Genomic DNA, 17,569 nt, shown 5'->3' with positions numbered 1-17,569 from the left:
CCCGACGCTATAAGCCGGCCTCTTGTCGGAGTGTGGCTCAGCCCGGTAGAGCACTGCGTTCGGGACGCAGGGGTCGCAGGTTCGAATCCTGCCACTCCGACCATTCTTCCAAAAGTCGACGTTTTCCTAAAGGCTTGGCGGACCGGCCGCCGGCGCCTCAGGAGCGCCTTTTTGCAACGATTTAGGGTGCGGGTCCACGGCCGATTTGGCCGGGCAGGGGCGACTGTGCGCGTGGCATGGCTCTTCATTCGCTCTGCCACCGATCGTCAACGCTATCCGATAGGTCAGAGGCCTACCTTCTCGCCACCAGCACGCCGAGCATGAACGCCACCATCAGCGCCGGCAGCGGCGCCTCGCGGACCATGCCGCGAACGATGGCCGTCCAGTGCTGCTCCGGGACGAGTTTCGGAGATCTGATCTCAGGCGCCGGCGTGATGCCCCATTCCGAGGCGAGTTCGGTGATCTCGCTTGAGGCAAGCCGCACGCCGTCGCGGACACGGAAAATGGCGGCGTCCGTACGTTCGCGCGGCGCAAGCAGCATCAGCGTTGTGATCGCCGTCCGCAGCGTCATCTCGCCATAGCCTTGCAGCCTCACCGATTCCTCGGGGTCGGACGTCATGCGAAATCCCTCACAGCGCCAAATTCTTCACAATGCAAAGTGGCGCGCGATGGTGAATGCCGCCGTCGCGCACAGGACCAGCGTGGAAACCGCGCCGGCCACGCCGCGCGCGAGATGGGCTCGCGTCAGGTGCCTGGTCATGATTCTGCTCCATGCTCAGCATGGCAATGGCGCCGAGGGAACTTGGTTCCTTGCGCGGCGGGCGAATCGTCGGGTGCCGGTTACTTTCGCAACAACTCGCTCAAGGCCGCCGTCGCCTCGGCGCAGCGGATGTCGTCGATCTCGCGCGACAGGCTGAGCGCACTCGATCTCAGTTCTTCGAGCTTCCAGCTTTCCGGATGCTGGCTTTCGAGCTGACCAAGACGCTTGTTCAAATCGTCCAGTCTCGACTGGAGCTGCCCGATGCTGGCGGCCCCATTCACTTTCCAAACGCGCTGTGCACGCATCGTCGTTCCCCTGTAGTCTCACGGCGTTGTGAGAGCGGTTCGTGGCCGGAATGGGAGTTTCTTTTGTCCGGCTTCAGACCGTGGGGAACCGTTGCAGATCGGCAACGAAAGTTCCGGATTACGCGGCGTCCGGCTGATGCTGCGCGATATATCTCAGCAGCCGCGGGATCTGGTTGTGAGCGATCGCGACGATGCGCCAGGAGCCTTCGAATTTCGCGAGGCTGTAGCTGGCCTGGAAATCGTAGAGAAGATTCGACCCGCCATCGAGCACATCCATCCACAGCGAGGCCTGCACGAGCTGCGGCGACAGCTTCAGGATCGACAGGTCGTGAATGCGGCCTGAGGGCGCGCCGAGCTGGCGATGAAGGGCGACCACCCGGCTCATCGCAGCCAGGCACTCCTGCCTGTTCGACATCGCGATCAGCGTGACGTCGTCACCATCGGAGACGATGTGGCTGGGATAGGCGACGCAATCGGCGATCGCCTCGACGTCCAGCGCCTCGAACGCCGCACAATAAGCCCGGAAAAATGACTTCACGTCGTCAGCCAGCTCGTTCGACATTTCGCCTGCTCCGCTCAGCACATTGACCCGGGCAAAGCGTAGGCGCGCAACATTACAATTTGTCGTCGGTGCTTTCCGTGCGGCGGAAGCAAGCCTGCCTCGCAGTTGAGCATCATGCCGGACAGCGAGGCTGTGCGTGTGGCGTATCGCACGATAGGTTTGGTCCCGATCCGATCCGGGAATCGAACGAAGGACAGACGCGTGGCGAGATTTGTGAATGTTGCGGCCGGCCAGCTTGGCCCGATCGCGCGAGCCGAGGCGAAGACCGAGGTCGTGGCGCGCCTGATGGATTTGATGCGCCAGGCGAAGGCCAATGGCTGCGATCTGATCGTTTATCCCGAGCTCGCGCTGACCACGTTCTTCCCGCGCTGGTATTTTGAGGATCAGGCCGAGATCGACAGTTTCTTCGAGCGCGAAATGCCGGGGGCGGAGACGCAGCCTCTGTTCGACCTCGGCAAAGCGCTCGGCATCGGATTTTACCTCGGCTATGCCGAGCTGACGGTCGAGGCCGGAATTGTCAGGCGCTACAACACCTCCATCCTGGTCGACAAGAGCGGCGCAATTGTCCTGAAGTACCGCAAGGTCCATTTGCCCGGCCATGCCGAGCACGAGCCATGGCGCAAATTCCAGCATCTGGAAAAGCGCTATTTCGAGCCCGGCAGCGGTTTCGGCGTGACCCGCGCCTTCGGCGGCGTGATGGGCATGGCGATCTGCAACGACCGCCGCTGGAGCGAGACCTATCGGGTGATGGGCCTCCAGGGCGTCGAGATGGTGATGATCGGCTACAACACGCCGGTGCATAATCCGCCCGCGCCCGAGCATGACGATCTCTCGCTGTTCCACAATCATCTGGTGATGCAGTCCGGCGCCTATCAGAACGGCACCTTCGTGGTCGGCGTCGCCAAGGCCGGCGTCGAGGAAGGCGTGGACCACATCGGCGGCAGCTGCATCGTCGCGCCCTCGGGCGAGATCGTCGCGCGGTGCACGACCAAGGGCGACGAGATCGCGCTGGCGCGCTGTGATCTCGATCTCTGCAATTCCTACAAGCGTACGACATTCAATTTCGACGTTCATCGTCAGCCCCGTGCCTACGGGATGATCGTGGAGCGGAAGGGCGTGACGACGATGGCAGATGGCACGCCGGTGCGGCCGAAGGGGTGAGCGCTCCGGGCTTCGAGATTTTGCCCGACGGGCAAAACACCCGTGAGGCTGTCAATCTGCCCGCGCAAAAATATTCCACTTTACCGAAATTCGGATTTGTCGTATGTGTCTCCCATCCCGGCTCATCCTTGAGGGGCGATCGTACGTCGTCACGATATGCGAGCCGGGTTGCGGTGGACGCGGCGGCGTCGTGCGCGAGAGGCGCGGGCAGGGCGGGTAGTCCCTGTGAGCCCGTGGCCACGTGCGGACGAGCGGCGCTGAAGTCCGGCGAAGCCTCTTGGCGAAGCCGGATGAGCTGCGTACGGCAAAACCGTGTGGTCCTGGCCGTCGTTGCTACGGTCAAGTCTTCGCGAAGGTGCAAGCGAGCCCAACCGGGCAGACTGCATCATCCAATTCGCGAGGCGAGGGAGGCCAGAAGGAAAGTTCGGCTCCCGGGAGAGCACGGCATAAGCCGTCCAACCATCGCGCAGGGAAGGCCGAGTGATTGGCACCACCTGTATGCTGCTGTGCGGTTTTCCTGCGTGTGCGTTTCGCGCAGCGGACCGCGGGTGCGAGGTCAGCACCCGGCCTTCCCTGCGCCCTCTTGGCTTAGAGGGTGGCGTGACCAGGCAAAGCTCGGGCGAATTGCGCCGCGAGGATGCGAAGGCGTGTCTGCGGCTACACACTCACTGTCATCGCCCGGCTTGTGCGCAATTGTGCACTGGGACGGGCGATCCAGTACTCCGAGACAGCTATGATTGAACCGAGAAGCCGCAGCGTACTGGATTCCCCGCCTTCGCGGGGAATGACAGTGGTGTTTAGAGAGAAAGCGCATCGCGCCGTGCCCACCATCTCGTAGCAACCGCAAAAGCAGGTGGGCACGCTTCGCTCTGCCCGCCCTACGGCACTTCGGCAGTGCGCAGAGCCGGGACACGAGCGTGAGCAATGTTGCTACCACCGATAGCTCAACGTGCCGATCACCTGACGCCGCTCGCCGGCATAACAATAGCTGGCCTGGCAGGTGGTGTATTTCTTGTCGAACAGATTGGTCGCGTTGACGCGCATGTAGGCGCCACGAAAACTCCGGTCGAGCTTACCGAGATCGTAGTCGATCACGGCGTCGAACAATGTCGTCGCCGCATTCTCGAAGGTGTTCTGGTCGTCGCCGAAATTGGCGCCGATATAGCGCACGCCGAGGCCCAGCCCCAGCCCTTCCACCGGCGTGCCGGACTGGAACGTGTATTTGCCGAAAGCCGCGACCGAGTCCCGCGGGATGCCGGAATACTCATTGCCGGTCGTATCGGTATTGCCGCGCGTGATCACGACGTTGAGGTGGGTATAGGCCGCGGTGAGATCGAAGCCCGGCTTGAGCGCCAGCTTGGCTTCGAGCTCGAGGCCCTTGGACTCGACCTGTCCGGTCGCCGCCTGGAACGCGATGTTGTCGGCATTGGTACGCAGAACATTGTCCTGCTTGATGTCGAAAACGGCAGCGGTCAGCAGCAGCGGAAAATTCGGCATTTGATACTTGACGCCCGCTTCGGTCTGCTCGCCGGTGGTCGGCTTGAAAGTGGCGCCCGTCACGTCGACGCCGGTCTGCGGGCTGAACGACGTGGCGTAGCTGACATAGGGGGCAACGCCGTTGTCGAACAGATAGCTCAGACCTGCGCGACCGGTGAAGGCCGAAGGCTTCGAGGTGACCGGCGTTCCGTCCAGCGTCGTTGTCGTGCTCTGCGAGACCCAGCTCTGACGACCATTGAGCGTCAGGATGAATCCGCCGAGCTTGGCCTGTTCCTGTACATAGACGCCCACCTCGTCGGTCGACTGTTTGGTGAAGATCGAGAATGCCGGCGAGGCGATCGCCTGGGCGCCGTAGTTCATGGTCGCAAGATTGAGATCGGGCGCCGGCCCGTACCCGATCTTGTCGTCGTAATGGGAATGACTGTAATCGACGCCGAACAGGACGGTGTTCTTGACTGCGCCGAGCATGAACTTGGCTTCGGCCTGGTTGTCGAGCGTGGCGGTCTTGAGATTGTCGACGATACGCCAGGCAGAACGCGACGCGGTCTGGGTCGCTTCGTCGATCGAATCAATCTGGGTGTATTTCGCGTCCACGCCGACCTGATAGTATCGGAAGTTCTGTCGCACGGTCCAGGTGTCGTTGACGTTGTGCTCGAACGCATAGCCGATGCGGAACTGTTTCTGGTCCATGGCGCTGAAGGCGGGGTCGTTCGAGTAGATGTTGGTCAGCTTGCCGTCAGCCGTGTGCGCGTTTCCGATGCTCGCGGCGGTGCGGCTGGTCTGATATTCGCCGAGGATCGTGAACGTCGTGTCGAGGTTCGGCTTCCAGGTCAGGGCCGGCGCGATATAGGCGCGGTCGTCGTCATTACCGGGAAACCAGGTCTTGGCGTCGCGCAGCAAACCCGTCAGCCGATAGTACAATTGATCGCTGCCGGGCACCGGGCCGCCGACGTCGAAGCTGCCCTGGTAACGATCGTAATTGCCGGCCTGCAATTGCACCTCACCGAACGGCGTTTGTGTTGGCCGCTTGGTCGTGACGTCGACAATGCCGCCTGGCGAGCCGAGGCCATACAGGCCGGAGGCCGGCCCCCGGAGAATCGACACGCTCTCGAGCCCATAGGGCTCGATCTTGGGAATGACGAAATTGCCGCCGCCTTGGCGCAGGCCATCGCGATAGATGCCCGTGTAGGTCACGTCGAAGCCGCGGATGGAGAAGCTGTCGAAGCGAGGATCGTAGCCAAACGCCGTCGTCGTGACGCCGGGCGTGTAGTTGACCGCGTCCTTGAGCGTCTGGACGTTGCGATCCTCGAGCTCCTTCTTCGTCACCACCGAGAGAGATTGCGGCGTCTCGATCAACGGCGTGTTGGTCTTGGTGCCGGCGGTGCTGGTGGTCGCGACATAGCCGGTCGTCGCAGCAGTCGTGCCTCCGGCTGTCTGCGCAGCGCGATTCTGATTGGCTGCCACGTTGGCACGCCGGTTCGCCGACGTCGCGCGAGGAGATCGTGTGGGCTGATTGGACGCGGCGGTGCTGCGCGGCTTCGGCGCGGCCGGCGCTTCGACGGTGACAGGTGGAAGGTTGCTTGCCTGGGCCTGCGCTTGGGAAGGCAATGCTTCAACAGATGCGAACACGACTGAACCGAACATCGTTACGTTGATGGCAGCTGCGCTTCCAAACCAGCGATGTTTCCTCTCCGACAAAGCAACGCCCACCGATGATGATCCCCAATTTCGCCGAACTGATTCACGCGAACGCGCGCAGCTGTGTGCTGACGCGTGTCGCGCGATGCGGGACTTCTATTGGTGAAGCAGTCGGAATTCCACACGCGCAAAATAGAATTGCTTGAACGTGCGGCGAGCGAGTTTGGAATGGTTCAAGATGTGCGGGCGCGTGTGCGGCAGATGCGCGCACGCTGAGCTCGTCGTCGCTCGCATGCGATCGCGGTGTCGCGATTGGCGCAATGTTGTCGCGTGCGACCGCGCATTGCTGGTCGTCCCGTTCGCAGGGACGACTGCCAGGGTCGCTGCAAGCGCGTTACCAGGAGATCGGGATCCGCTGCGCGAAACCGCCCAGATCCGAGTCAGGGCTCAGAGGTTGGCGATCCAATGGGCGATTGTTGTTTCCGCGGGCGAAGGATGCGCCGGGTGGCAAGGCATAGTCGGTGAACTTGCGCTCACCGGGGAGTACCTCGGTTCCACCATCCAGCCAGGACCGCTTGCTGACATAGATGCGCGTGCGCGAACCGGATTGGTAGGACCGGTTCGGGCCGCGCGGACCGTACTCATAGACCGCAATTTGCGTCGTCGGCGATGGATCGCGCTTGCCAGCGTTCGCGGCATGAGCGGTGAGGGTCGAGGCGAGAAGGGCGACCAGCGCCGTTCTGGCCATGACAAGCGGGTTCATCGGCAAATACCCCATGCGAGTTCCTGATGTCGTGGCCTCTCGCACCGGCTTAAGCGCCTGTAAAGAATTCGGACGTTGCGCGATGTTGCTGTGTGTTTGCCTAAGCAGTGGCTTCAATGCCGGTCAACCCGCGCTGACGGCCCGTGCAGTCGTCGTGGCAGCCATTCGCACATGGCTGATCGGCCAATCAAATTCAACGACCGGAAACAGTACAGCAATCTCAAAGCCACACCGCGGCCACAGCCGTCTCGTTTCAGAGCAGGAGGTGTTCTTGAGGTGTGGAATGTCGGTGTTGCGGGCCTGGCTTGTCGCGGTGGCGATGTGCGGTGTGTCGATTGCGAGTTCAATTCCCGTGCTGTTGCCGCAGCCGGCGGCCGCGCAGGCGGTGGAGACGATCGTTGTCGAAGGCAATCGCCGCGTCGAGGTCGAGACGGTCCGCTCCTATTTCAGGCCCGGCCCCAGCGGGCGTCTCGACCAGCCGGCGATCGACGACGGCCTCAAGGCGCTGATCGCGACCGGCCTGTTCCAGGACGTGAAGATCAACCAGGCCGGCGGCCATATCGTGGTGTCGGTGATCGAGAACGCCGTGATCGGCCGCATCGCCTTCGAGGGCAACAAGAAGATCAAGGACGAGCAGCTCTCGGCGGAAATCCAGTCCAAGGCGCGCGGGACCTTCTCGCGGGCGCTGGTGCAGTCCGACACGCTGCGCATCGCCGAGATCTATCGGCGTTCCGGCCGCTACGACGTGCGCGTCACGCCCGAAATCATCGAGCAGCCAAACAACCGCGTCGATCTCATCTTCACGGTCGAGGAGGGCGCCAAGACCGCGGTCAAGTCGGTCGAGTTCATTGGCAACAGCGCCTATTCGGCCGCGCGTCTGCGCGACGTGATCAAGACGCATGAGAGCAATTTGCTCAGCTTCCTTGCCAGCAACGACATCTATGATCCCGATCGCGTCGAGGCGGATCGCGACCTGATCCGCCGCTTCTATCTCAAGAATGGCTTCGCCGACGTCCAGGTCGTGGCCGCGCTCACCGAATACGACCCTGAGAAGAAGGGCTTCAACGTCACTTTCAAGATCGAGGAAGGCCAGCAATATCGCGTCGGGTCGGTGGACTTCCGCTCCAGCATTGCCAATTTCGATGCGAACTCGATGCGCTCCTATTCGCGTATCGGGGTCGGTTCGCTCTACAACGTCGAATCGGTCGAGAAGTCGACCGAGGACATGCAGATCGAGGCGTCGCGCCGCGGCTACGCCTTCGCCATCGTGCGGCCAGGCGGTGAGCGCAATTTCGAGGCGCACACCGTGTCCGTGGTGTTCAACGTCGACGAGGGTCCACGCACCTATATCGAGCGTATCACTCTGCGCGGCAACACCCGTACGCGCGATTACGTGGTCCGTCGCGAGTTCGACATTTCCGAGGGCGATGCCTACAACCGTGCGCTGGTCGACCGTGCCGAGCGACGCCTGAAGAACCTCGACTACTTCAAGAGCGTCAAGATCGTCACCGAGCCGGGCTCCTCCAGCGATCGTGTGATCCTGATCGTCGATATGGAAGAGAAATCGACCGGCGACTTCTCGATCTCGGGCGGCTATTCCACGAGCGACGGCGCACTGGCGGAGGTCTCGATCTCAGAGCGCAATTTGCTCGGCAAGGGGCTCTACGCCAAGGCGTCGGTCAGCTACGGCCAGTACTCGCGCGGTATCTCGCTGTCCTTCGTCGAGCCATATTTGCTCGACTACCGGCTGGCGCTCGGCTTCGACACCTACTGGCGCCAGCAATTGTCGAACAGCTATACGAGCTACGGCGTAACGACGCTGGGCTTCTCGCCACGCCTCGGCCTTGCGTTGCGCGAAGACACCTCGCTCCAGTTGCGCTATTCGCTGTATCAGCAGAGCATCACCCTCGCCAGCGCCTACAATAACTGCAACAACAACGCGTCGAACACCTCACTGGCCTTCAATCCGACGCCGGCTTACGTCAAGAACGTTCTGGGCGGCGTGGACCCGACCAACGCGACGGACTCGGGCGTCTATGGTTATGGCTGCTATGGCGACGGCGAGTCGAGCCTGCCGGTGCGGAAAGAGCTGGCCAATGGCGCGACCTGGACCTCGGCGATCGGCTACACGCTGAACTACAACACGCTCGACAACAACAAGAACCCCACGGACGGGTTGCTGGTCGATTTCAAGCAGGATTTCGCCGGCGTCGGCGGCGACGTCACTTATCTGAAGACGGCGCTCGATACCAAATATTATACGCCGCTGGTGTCGGAGATCGTCAACGTGATCCATGTGCAGGGCGGCATCCTCAACAAGATCGGCAACAACGATCTGCGCATGCTCGATCACTTCCAGATGGGCCCGAACCTCGTGCGCGGCTTCGCTTCCAATGGCATCGGCCCGCGCGACATCACCTACTACAATTACGGCTCCAACGGCGATGCGCTCGGCGGCACGAAATACTGGGGCGCATCCATGGAGTTGCAGATGCCGTTCTGGTTCCTGCCGAAGGAAGTCGGCCTCAAGGGTGCGGTCTATGCCGATGCCGGTTCGCTCTGGGGTTACCAGGGGCCGACCTCGTGGACGGCCACGGGCGAAGTCAACACCAAGGCCTGCCCGACCTGCGGACTGCAATATGACGACGGCAACACGGTGCGCTCGTCGGTCGGTGTCGGCCTGATCTGGGCCTCGCCGTTCGGCCCGCTGCGCTTCGACTACGCTGTGCCGCTCACAAAGGGCAAATACGACATCGTCCAGGAGTTCAGGTTCGGAGGCGGCACCTCGTTCTAGGAGGCCACGCGGCCGCGGGAAGCCGCGGCATCTGTCGTGCATTTGTGAAAATCCGTGATGAGCTTGCTGCGCGCGAGCGTGGACAGCTATTGGCGAATGTCCGATAATGGTGTTGCAAATTGCAGGACCCTGCGGCCTGCATTTGAGCTTCCACAGAGGGACGATTCCGATGACACAGGCAGGCGCCTACGGGCAGAGGCTTGGGCAGTTCCTGCGCTTGAAGGATGCGCCGCCTGCGCTGGTCGCGCGCTCGCTGCGCAGTGCCGAACTCGCGGTCACCGAGACCCGGAATGACGATCCGGTGCGCGGCCTGTCCGGTTCGTTGGCCGAAGAAGATGCCTTTCTGGTCAGCCTGAAGCTGCACGATTACCCGGATTGCGAGCTCTGGGAGGGCGGCAAATCCGTCATGAAGGCGGACGTTCGTGCCGGCACGACCTATCTCTATGATCTCAAGCGCGACCCGCGCTACGTGATCGACAAGCCGTTCCACTCGCTGTTCTTCTACATTCCGCGCTCGGCGCTCGACAGCATCGCCGAACAAAGCAAAGTGCCGCGGGTCGACCAGCTCGACTGTCAGGTCGGCGTCGGCCATGACGACGGAATCATCCGCCATATTGGTGCGTCGCTGCAGGAAGGCCTGCGCAGGCCGGACGAGGCCAACCAGCTTTTCATCGATCATATGATGCTCGGGCTCACCGCCCATGTCGCCCAGGCCTATGGCGGGCTTCAGCGCACGTCCGCGCTCGCGCGTGGCGGTCTTGCGCCATGGCAGGCGAAGCGTGCCTGCGAGAGGCTGGAGTCGGACCTCGGCGGCAAGCTGTCGTTGCAGAAGGTCGCCGCCGAGCTCGATCTCTCGATCAGCCATTTCTCGCGTGCGTTCCGAATTTCGATCGGCCTGCCGCCGCACCAATGGCTGCTGCATCAGCGCGTGAAAGCCGCCAAGCAGTTGATGAGCGTCCGCGACCTGCCGCTGTCGGAGATCGCGATGTCGGCCGGGTTCGCCAACCAGAGTCACTTCACGCGGGTGTTTTCCTCGATCGCCGGCGTCAGCCCCGCCGTCTGGCGCCGCGAGGCGCTCGGGGCCTCCAGTGGCGAGACGTGAACCCGGGCGCCTTCCGTGCTCAGCGGCGTTTCGCGAGTGAGATGGTGTAGGCGGCGCGCCGCGCCGCGAAGATTTCGTCCGGCGGGTGAGCGATGCCGTCGGCGAGATTGGCCGGATTGAAGATGGAGCCGTCGCAGGCCTGATCCGGCTCGAAGCCGGTGATCACGATCGTGCCGAGGCGTACCTCTTCGCGATCATCCTCATCCGGCCAGCGCATGGTCACATCCATGGTAGGATCGCCAGGGCGGTCGAGCAGGGCCATCACGTTGAAGCGGACATGACCCGCCGCGATCCACGTGCCCAGATCGGCGTGCAGGAAGTCGGCCGGCTTCGCCCTCGCTTCGTCCTCGCTCAGTGTGATCTCGCCGCCGGCCGGGACAACCTTGAACTTGATGAAGCGCGTCTCGCCTTGCTCGTTCGTTGCCGGAAAGGCGTGCACGCCCCAATAGGTCGTGCCGGCAAAGCTTCCGGGCAGCGGCCGCGCGGCGACATAGTTCGCCTGGTTGAGCGTCTCAGGGTTGGCTGCCGAGAACGCCTTCACCTTCGCCATATCAGGCTTGCCATCCGGCCCGGGGATGCGGGCCTCGAGGAAAGCCTGCATCTGGCCGAGCGTTCGCGCAAAATGCACGGGCGCGCTCTCCACGAGAATGTCGGAGCGGTGGTCGTCGTCGCCGAGCTTGAAGCTGAAGCCGCGCAACACCAGATTGTTGGTGTCGGCGACGTCAGGATTGCCACCGCCGACCGAGAAGCGCGCCAGTACGCGCGATGGTTTCGTAAAACTCTGCGACCGCGTGACTCCCGCCGCCCTGTCCGACGGAGTGTAGGTGCCGCGAACGCACCGGCCCTTGGCGAAGCTCGCGCGGACCTTTGGCGGATTGCCGGCGACGGCCTTCAGGGCGTCAACGATTGAGGCGGGCGTTGCGGCACCGTTCGGACTCTTGGACATGGCGGACCTTCTCGCGCGTGCGGGCCATGTTCTAGGCGCGAGGCCAAGCCGGCGTCTTTCCCAAAGCGGCCAGGTTTTGCCCGATCCTGCTCAAGATTCATGCAGGCAGCGGTGCAACCGGCTCGCTGCGATCTCGTTTCGGAAAATGCATTATCATCCGACGGGTGGGGTTTGGAGTTGTAATTGCAGGCTCCATTTTGGGCCAAATGTTGCCAAAATCGGTCGAATTCAACCCTCGGAAGGGTCGTGACCGTGTTGACTCGCTCTTAAGATAATGCATTATGCATTTATGTTGGTCACAGAAGCCCAAGGCAAGGCGCTGCTTCGCGCCGCTGCCGTCGCCACACCTTCAAGCCAGGAGTTGCGCTCGCTCGACGAGGTCAGGGCCTGCCGGGTCACGCTGCCTGTCGCGGTGAAAGCCCAGGTGGCTGCCGGCGGCCGCGGCAAGGCGGGGGGAATCCGAAAGGCCAGTTCCGCTGCCGAGCTCGAAGAAGCTTTCGGAGCGATCATGGGAATGCGGTTCGGCGGCGAAGCGCCGTCCTCGGTGCTGGTCGAAAGCTGGCTCGACATCGAGCGCGAGCTGTATCTGGCGGTCGCGATCGACAGCCGCGTCGGCGGCTTCAACGTGCTTTATTCGCCGCGCGGTGGCATCAACATCGAGGACGGGCCACCGCCGCTAAGCTATCCGGTCGGGCTCGCCCGCAACTTCCGAGCCCATGTGTTTCGCGCGCTTCTCGAGCCGGTCGAGAGCGATGCCAGGGTGCGCGAGCGCGTGATCTCCACCGCGCGGCGCCTGCTCGAGATCGCGCAGTCGAACGAATGCACGACGGTCGAAATCAATCCGCTGGTCGTCTCCCGCGGCGGTACGTTGATCGCGGCGGACGCCAAGGTCATCCTCGACGAGGCTGCGGCGTTCCGCAGAACGGCGACCGCTGCGGCCATCGCGGCTGCGCGCGACAAGGCCGAGCGCGAGATCAGGCTGTGCGAAGAGGCCAATCTGATGCTGGTCTGGCTCGATGGCGAGATCGGCCTGATCTCGGGTGGCGCCGGCATGACGATGGCCGCAATGGACGCAATCGACGGCGCCGGTGCGCAGCCGGCCTGCTTCCTCGACGTGAGTGGCAATCCGACGCCGGCGGGATTCGCGCTCGCCTTCGATCTCCTGGATCGCGCGCCGAACGTGAAGGGCATCCTGGTCAGCATGTTCGGTGGCGGGCTGCATACCGACCGTGTGGCCAAGACCCTCGTCGAGCTTCTGGCGAAGCGAGCGTCCTCGAAGCCGGTGACGCTCCGCCTCAACGGCACGCGCAGCGATCTGGCGACGACCATTCTCGGTGAGGCCGGCCACCGGAACCATGCGACGCTGGAGGAGGCCGTCGCCGACATCGTGAAGACGGTTGCGGGAACGCGGTCATGAGCATTCTCCTCGACTCTGACGCACGCGTGCTGATCGTCGGCATCACCGGCAAATTCGGGACGTTCTCGGTCAAGGATCTCGCGCAGAGCCACACCCGGGTTGTCGCCGGCGTTGCGCCAGGGCGCGGCGGCCAGGCCATCGAGGGCATTCCGGTGTTTTCGAGCGTCGCAGCCGCGATGAAGGAAACGCACGCCAACGCGGCGCTGATCTATGTGCCGGCGATGGTCGCACTCGACGCGGTGCTGGAGACGATCGAAGCCGGCTGTTCGCTGATTGCCTATCCCGGCGACGGCCTGCCGGTGCTGGATGCGATGGAGATGCGTGCGGCGGCGATTGAGCACGGCGCGCATCTGGTCGGGCCGAATTCGCCCGGCCTGATTTCGCCCGGCAAGGCCAAGCTCGGCTTCATGCCCTCCTTCTGCTACACGCCCGGCCCGATCGGTGTGATCTCGCGCAGCGGCTCGCTTTCCTATGAAGCCTGCTTCCGCCTGTCGCAGGCGGGCCTCGGCCAGACCAGCGTCATCGGCATCGGCGGCGATCCCGTGCGCGGCGTCAACGCGGCGGAAGCGATCGCGTTGTTCCACGACGATCCGGAGACGCGGGCCATCATCTATCTCGGTGAGATCGGCGGCTCGGAAGAGTACGCGCTTGCCGAATATGCCGGGCGTTCGGACGCAAAACCGGCGGCGGCGCTGTTGGTCGGCCGGACCGCGCCCGCCGGCAAGAAGATGGGACATGCCGCCGCGATGATCGGCTCCTACGCCGAGAGCTGGGCCGCCAAGGTCGAGGCACTCGATCGCGCCGGCGTGGTGATCGCGCGCGACCTCGATGGCCTTGCGGCTGCGGCTGCATCGGCACTGGCCCGCGCCATGAAACCCGCAGCCTAGAAAACCTCAACTCAGACAGGGAATGGAGACCACAATGGCAGACGTCATGGAAAAAGAAAATGAGGTCGGTCACGCACCGGCGGAAGGAAAGATCACCGACGAGGCGATCGCGCAGGCGCGCGGCATGATCGGTCTCCAGCTTCGCCCCGAAGGACCGTATCTCCAGGATGCGACCGACGACACCATCCGCAATTTCTGCAACGGCATTGGCGATCTCAACCCGCTGTATCGCGATGCCGAGCACGGCCGCCAGAGCCGCTACGGCACCAATGTCGCCCATCCCATGTTTCCGATGGCGTTCGGCTGGATCGGCCGGACCCGCTGGGGCCTGCCCGGTGTGCACGGCTTTTACGCCGGCAACGACTGGGAGCTGTACCGCCACATCCGTCCGGGCGACCGCATCACCGCGATCGAGCGCGTCGTCGGCATCGAGGAGAAGGAGAGCAAGTTCTCCGGCCGCCTCGTGCTGCAATATGTCGAGGCGACCTATTCCAATCAGCGCGGCGACGTCGTCGCCCGTGCGCTCGGAACCTGCACGCGTCACGAGCGCAAGGCCGCGCGCGATGCCGGCAAGTACAAGGACGTCAAACCCTATGAGTACACCGCCGACGAGTTCGCCGCGCTCGACGAGGCGATCCTGAAGGAAGACGAGCGGATGCGCGGCACCGCGGTCCGCTACTTCGAGGACGTCAATGTCGGCGACGAGTTGCCGCCGATCGTGCGCGGACCGCTTTCGTTGATGGACACGATGGGCTTCCTGGTCGGCTGCGGTCGCGGCCACACGCACGGCATCGTGCTGAAATCCGCCGTCAAGCATCCCGGCCATTTCTTCCGCAATCCGGAAGCCGGCGGTGGCATCGAATATACCGGCATCGGGCATCATCGCGAGTCGGTGGCCAAGGAAGTCGGCGTTCCCGGCACCTATGATTACGGCCCGCAGCGCTCCTCCTGGCTTGCGAGCCTCGTCACGAACTGGATGGGCGATGCGGCCTTCCTGAAGCGCGTGCGCACCGAGATGCGGCGCTTCAACACCATGGGCGATTCCACCTGGTGCAAGGGCAAGGTCAGCAAGAAGTACGTCAAGGACGGTTTTGCGCTGGTCGACCTGGAGATCTGGGGCGAAAACCAGCGCGGTGAATTGACCACGCCGGGCCTTGCCACTGTGATGCTGCCGTCGCGGAACGTCGAGAACCGCGTGTTCTTCGACGGATCGACACTCGAGCTGGAATTGCCGACGGTCCGCTAAGGCCCGCCCGAGCCGACAACCGAGGCGTGGTGCGCGTCCGTGCATCACGCTTCGGACTCAACCAAGAACAATAAGGGGAAGCGTTGCCATGATGGACGGGGCTGCTGCGCCTCTGCTGGCGGGAGTGAACGTCGTCGAAATTTCGCGCGGTGTTGCGGCGAGCCATGCCGGTCGGCTTCTCTCCATCCTCGGTGCCGAGACGATCCTCGTCGAGCCGTCGGCTGGCAACCCTCTTCGCTGTGAGCCGCCGTTCCTCCCGCCGGCGGGCGATGCCAGCGCGCTGTTCGCTTTCCTGGCGGCCGGGAAAAAGAGTGTCATGTGCGATCTCGATACGCCGTCGGGGCGGGCGGGACTGTCCGTGCTGCTGGCGGCCGCCGATGTCTTCATCCATGACCTTCGCCCTGACGAACGTGCGAGCCTCGACCTCGACGAGCAGGCGCTGAGAGCGCGCTATCCGAAGCTGGTGGATGTCTCGGTGCTGCCCTTCGGCGCCACGGGGCCGAAGGCCAGCTGGCAGGCCGAGGAGATCAACCTGATCCACGCCTCGGGCGAAGGCTTCCTGCTGCCCAACGGCCTTGCCGCCGAACTCTTCCCGGATCGTCCGCCGCTGAAGGTCTACGGGCACTTCGCCGAATACCAGGGCGGCGTGGTGGCTGCGCTCGGCGCGCTGTCTGCGTTGATCGGCCGCGAGCGCGGCGGCGCCGAGAGCGTCGATGTTTCCGTGCAAGACGCGGCGCTCGCCGTGGGCGCATTCGCGCTCCAGCGTTTTGGCGACGGCTCGCTGGAGCACCGCCGGATGCGCTCCTTCAAATATGGCGGCGTGCTCGAATGCGCTGACGGCTATGTCGAGCTGCTAACGCTCGAGGAGCGGCAGTGGCGCGGCCTGGTCGAGCTGATGGGCCGCCCCGACTGGATGCTCGACCCCGCACTCGCGGACTCGCTGGAGCGCAGCCGCCGTGGTGACGAGATCAACCGCGCCGTTCGCGCCTGGGCGCTCCAGCAGGAGACGGCGGACGTCGTCGCGCGGGCCCAGGCGCTCGGCGTTCCCATGGCGAAATATGCAAGCCCCGCCGAGGTGTTGTCCGGCGCGCACGAGCGCGCGCGGGACTTGTTCCAGCCGGTGGAGATTCCGGGCGGCGGCTCGCTGCCCGTGTTGTCGGCGCCGTTCCATGTCGACGGTGCGGCACTGCGCCTGAAAGCCGGGCCGCCGCGGCTCGGTGAACATCAGCACCTGCTCATGGTCGGTCGCCATCGCGATCAGCCGCGCGTCGCCGTGGAGGCCTCATGAAACCGCTTGCGGGTGTTCGCATCGCCGATTTCACGCTGCATGCGGCAGGGCCGTTCTGCACGCATATGCTGTCGCAACTCGGCGCGGAGTGCATCAAGGTCGAGAGCGCGGCGCGACCCGATATTTTTCGCAAGCCGCATCCGGTCTATGGCCGGATGGGGCCGGCGAGCTTCGATCAGGTTGCGGCCAACAAGCTCTCGGTGCGCATCAATCTGAAGGACGCCAAGGGCATCGCGCTTGCCAGGAAGCTTGTCGGTGCGAGCGATCTCGTCTGCGAGAGCTTCCGGCCCGGCGTGATGGAGCGGCTCGGCCTCGGCTATGCCGCCCTGGCCGCGCTGAAACCGTCCGTGGTGATGGTGTCCGTGTCCTCGTCAGGCCAGCGCGGGCCGGATTCACATTTCGCGGGCTACGCGCCGTTGTTTGGCGCCTGGGGTGTACTCGGCTATCTCACGGGCTACGAGGACGGACCACCGGTCGAGATGCGGCATGTGATGGACCACAGCATCGGCATGAACGCGGCAATGGCGGCAGTGGCCGCGGTGTACCGGCTGCGCCGCACCGGACGCGGCGGACATGTCGATGTCAGCGCGCGCGAGGTTGCCTGTTCGCTGGTCGGGGAGGCGTTGCTATTCGCCGCCGCGGGAGGAAGCCCAACGCGGATCGGCAATGATCATCTGCGCATGGCGCCGCACGGCGTGTTCCGGACCCGCGAGGAAGATCGCTGGTTGACCATCGCGGTGCGCACCGACGACGAATGGCGCGCCCTGGTGAGGTTGATGGATGCGCCGCATCTGCTGACCGATCCGCGGCTTCAGAGCGCAGCAAGCCGGCACGAATATCGGCGGACGCTGTACGGCGAAATCGAGCATTGGACGACGACCTGCGAGGCCGGCGCAGCGGAGCGAATGCTTCAGGCTGCCGGGATCGCCGCTCATGTCTCCTGCAACATGGAAGACATTGCGCAGGACCGGCATTTGCGCGAGCGGGGAACCATCGTCGAGGTCGAGGATATGACCGGCCACAAGCGTGCCGCGCTGAAGGCGCCGATCCGCTTCTCGAAATCCGACGTCGGCATGACGCGGGGCACACCGCGGCTTGGCGAAGACGAGGACTATGTGTTCGGCGAGCTGCTCGGTCTAAGCCGCGAGGAACGCCAGAGCCTGATGGATCAGCAGGTGATTTACTGACCGCTTGAAGTGGAGT

The 17,569-nt window shown here is 63.8% G+C and carries 14 protein-coding genes and 1 tRNA gene; 9 read left to right on the top strand and 6 right to left on the bottom strand.

Translation table 11 applies throughout. The features are described from left to right. The first annotated feature begins 26 nt into the window (after positions 1–26). A tRNA-Pro gene (locus tag AC1RR3_RS13940) sits at positions 27–103 on the top strand. 189 nt (positions 104–292) lie between these two features. Here AC1RR3_RS13940 and AC1RR3_RS13935 read toward each other — a convergent pair. From AC1RR3_RS13935 to AC1RR3_RS13925, 3 genes are all read right to left on the bottom strand, one after another. After that, a complete protein-coding gene (locus AC1RR3_RS13935; RefSeq protein ID WP_492823427.1) occupies positions 293–619 on the bottom strand; it encodes a hypothetical protein in 327 nt (108 codons plus the stop codon). A 221-nt stretch (positions 620–840) separates the two neighbouring features. Further along, positions 841–1,065: a hypothetical protein gene (locus AC1RR3_RS13930; protein WP_445220516.1), complete on the bottom strand. Its 225-nt coding sequence runs from the start codon at positions 1,063–1,065 to the stop codon at positions 841–843. A gap of 118 nt (positions 1,066–1,183) precedes the next feature. Beyond that, positions 1,184–1,627: a DUF6841 family protein gene (locus AC1RR3_RS13925; RefSeq protein WP_492823425.1), complete on the bottom strand. Its 444-nt coding sequence runs from the start codon at positions 1,625–1,627 to the stop codon at positions 1,184–1,186. A 201-nt stretch (positions 1,628–1,828) separates the two neighbouring features. Here AC1RR3_RS13925 and AC1RR3_RS13920 point away from each other — a divergent pair, with 201 nt between their 5' ends. After that, positions 1,829–2,788 (top strand): N-carbamoyl-D-amino-acid hydrolase, encoded by a 960-nt coding sequence (locus tag AC1RR3_RS13920; protein ID WP_492823423.1) that lies wholly within the window; start codon positions 1,829–1,831, stop codon positions 2,786–2,788. A 930-nt stretch (positions 2,789–3,718) separates the two neighbouring features. On the opposite strand, the gene AC1RR3_RS13915 is transcribed toward AC1RR3_RS13920, so the two are convergent. After that, positions 3,719–5,749, bottom strand: a complete 2,031-nt coding sequence (locus AC1RR3_RS13915) for a TonB-dependent siderophore receptor (protein WP_492823421.1) — start codon at positions 5,747–5,749, stop codon at positions 3,719–3,721. A 568-nt stretch (positions 5,750–6,317) separates the two neighbouring features. Continuing rightward, complete coding sequence (locus AC1RR3_RS13910; protein WP_492823419.1) at positions 6,318–6,701, bottom strand: hypothetical protein; 384 nt, start codon at positions 6,699–6,701, stop codon at positions 6,318–6,320. 268 nt (positions 6,702–6,969) lie between these two features. On the opposite strand from AC1RR3_RS13910, the gene bamA reads away from it, so the two are divergent. Further along, positions 6,970–9,480, top strand: a complete 2,511-nt coding sequence (bamA, locus tag AC1RR3_RS13905; RefSeq protein WP_492823417.1) for an outer membrane protein assembly factor BamA — start codon at positions 6,970–6,972, stop codon at positions 9,478–9,480. Positions 9,481–9,649: 169 nt separating this feature from the next. After that, complete coding sequence (locus AC1RR3_RS13900; protein ID WP_492823415.1) at positions 9,650–10,582, top strand: helix-turn-helix domain-containing protein; 933 nt, start codon at positions 9,650–9,652, stop codon at positions 10,580–10,582. Between the two features lie 19 nt (positions 10,583–10,601). Here AC1RR3_RS13900 and AC1RR3_RS13895 read toward each other — a convergent pair whose 3' ends face one another. Continuing rightward, the gene (locus tag AC1RR3_RS13895) at positions 10,602–11,528 is read right to left on the bottom strand and encodes a catalase family peroxidase (protein ID WP_492823413.1); all 927 of its coding nucleotides are present in this window, start codon (positions 11,526–11,528) and stop codon (positions 10,602–10,604) included. Positions 11,529–11,817: 289 nt separating this feature from the next. Between AC1RR3_RS13895 and AC1RR3_RS13890 the strand changes: the two genes are divergently transcribed. From AC1RR3_RS13890 to AC1RR3_RS13870, 5 genes are all read left to right on the top strand, one after another. Further along, the gene (locus AC1RR3_RS13890; RefSeq protein ID WP_492823411.1) at positions 11,818–12,945 is read left to right on the top strand and encodes an ATP-grasp domain-containing protein; all 1,128 of its coding nucleotides are present in this window, start codon (positions 11,818–11,820) and stop codon (positions 12,943–12,945) included. Continuing rightward, positions 12,942–13,832 (top strand): succinate--CoA ligase subunit alpha, encoded by an 891-nt coding sequence (locus tag AC1RR3_RS13885; RefSeq protein ID WP_492823409.1) that lies wholly within the window; start codon positions 12,942–12,944, stop codon positions 13,830–13,832. The genes AC1RR3_RS13890 and AC1RR3_RS13885 overlap by 4 nt, the downstream gene beginning before the upstream one ends. A gap of 34 nt (positions 13,833–13,866) precedes the next feature. Then, the gene (locus AC1RR3_RS13880; RefSeq protein WP_492823407.1) at positions 13,867–15,078 is read left to right on the top strand and encodes an FAS1-like dehydratase domain-containing protein; all 1,212 of its coding nucleotides are present in this window, start codon (positions 13,867–13,869) and stop codon (positions 15,076–15,078) included. A gap of 88 nt (positions 15,079–15,166) precedes the next feature. After that, a complete protein-coding gene (locus AC1RR3_RS13875; protein WP_492823405.1) occupies positions 15,167–16,366 on the top strand; it encodes a CaiB/BaiF CoA transferase family protein in 1,200 nt (399 codons plus the stop codon). After that, positions 16,363–17,553 carry a CaiB/BaiF CoA transferase family protein gene (locus tag AC1RR3_RS13870; protein WP_492823403.1) on the top strand — a complete coding sequence of 397 codons (1,191 nt, stop codon included), beginning with the start codon at positions 16,363–16,365 and terminating at the stop codon, positions 17,551–17,553. The genes AC1RR3_RS13875 and AC1RR3_RS13870 overlap by 4 nt, the downstream gene beginning before the upstream one ends. Positions 17,554–17,569 lie beyond the last annotated feature (16 nt).

Source organism: Bradyrhizobium sp. GW821-FHT13H05 (assembly GCF_058804065.1).
This window is presented reverse-complemented; position numbering and strand designations above follow the sequence as displayed.

Bases quoted from the DNA above. Each gene is read 5' to 3' on its own strand.
- AC1RR3_RS13925 (WP_492823425.1), bottom strand. From the start codon at position 1,627: ATGTCGAACGAGCTGGCTGACGACGTGAAGTCATTTTTCCGGGCTTAT.
- AC1RR3_RS13910 (WP_492823419.1), bottom strand. From the start codon at position 6,701: ATGGGGTATTTGCCGATGAACCCGCTTGTCATGGCCAGAACGGCGCTG.
- AC1RR3_RS13895 (WP_492823413.1), bottom strand. From the start codon at position 11,528: ATGTCCAAGAGTCCGAACGGTGCCGCAACGCCCGCCTCAATCGTTGAC.
- AC1RR3_RS13930 (WP_445220516.1), bottom strand. From the start codon at position 1,065: ATGCGTGCACAGCGCGTTTGGAAAGTGAATGGGGCCGCCAGCATCGGG.
- AC1RR3_RS13880 (WP_492823407.1), top strand. From the start codon at position 13,867: ATGGCAGACGTCATGGAAAAAGAAAATGAGGTCGGTCACGCACCGGCG.
- AC1RR3_RS13870 (WP_492823403.1), top strand. From the start codon at position 16,363: ATGAAACCGCTTGCGGGTGTTCGCATCGCCGATTTCACGCTGCATGCG.
- AC1RR3_RS13890 (WP_492823411.1), top strand. From the start codon at position 11,818: ATGTTGGTCACAGAAGCCCAAGGCAAGGCGCTGCTTCGCGCCGCTGCC.
- bamA (WP_492823417.1), top strand. From the start codon at position 6,970: ATGTCGGTGTTGCGGGCCTGGCTTGTCGCGGTGGCGATGTGCGGTGTG.
- AC1RR3_RS13885 (WP_492823409.1), top strand. From the start codon at position 12,942: ATGAGCATTCTCCTCGACTCTGACGCACGCGTGCTGATCGTCGGCATC.
- AC1RR3_RS13935 (WP_492823427.1), bottom strand. From the start codon at position 619: ATGACGTCCGACCCCGAGGAATCGGTGAGGCTGCAAGGCTATGGCGAG.
- AC1RR3_RS13900 (WP_492823415.1), top strand. From the start codon at position 9,650: ATGACACAGGCAGGCGCCTACGGGCAGAGGCTTGGGCAGTTCCTGCGC.
- AC1RR3_RS13875 (WP_492823405.1), top strand. From the start codon at position 15,167: ATGATGGACGGGGCTGCTGCGCCTCTGCTGGCGGGAGTGAACGTCGTC.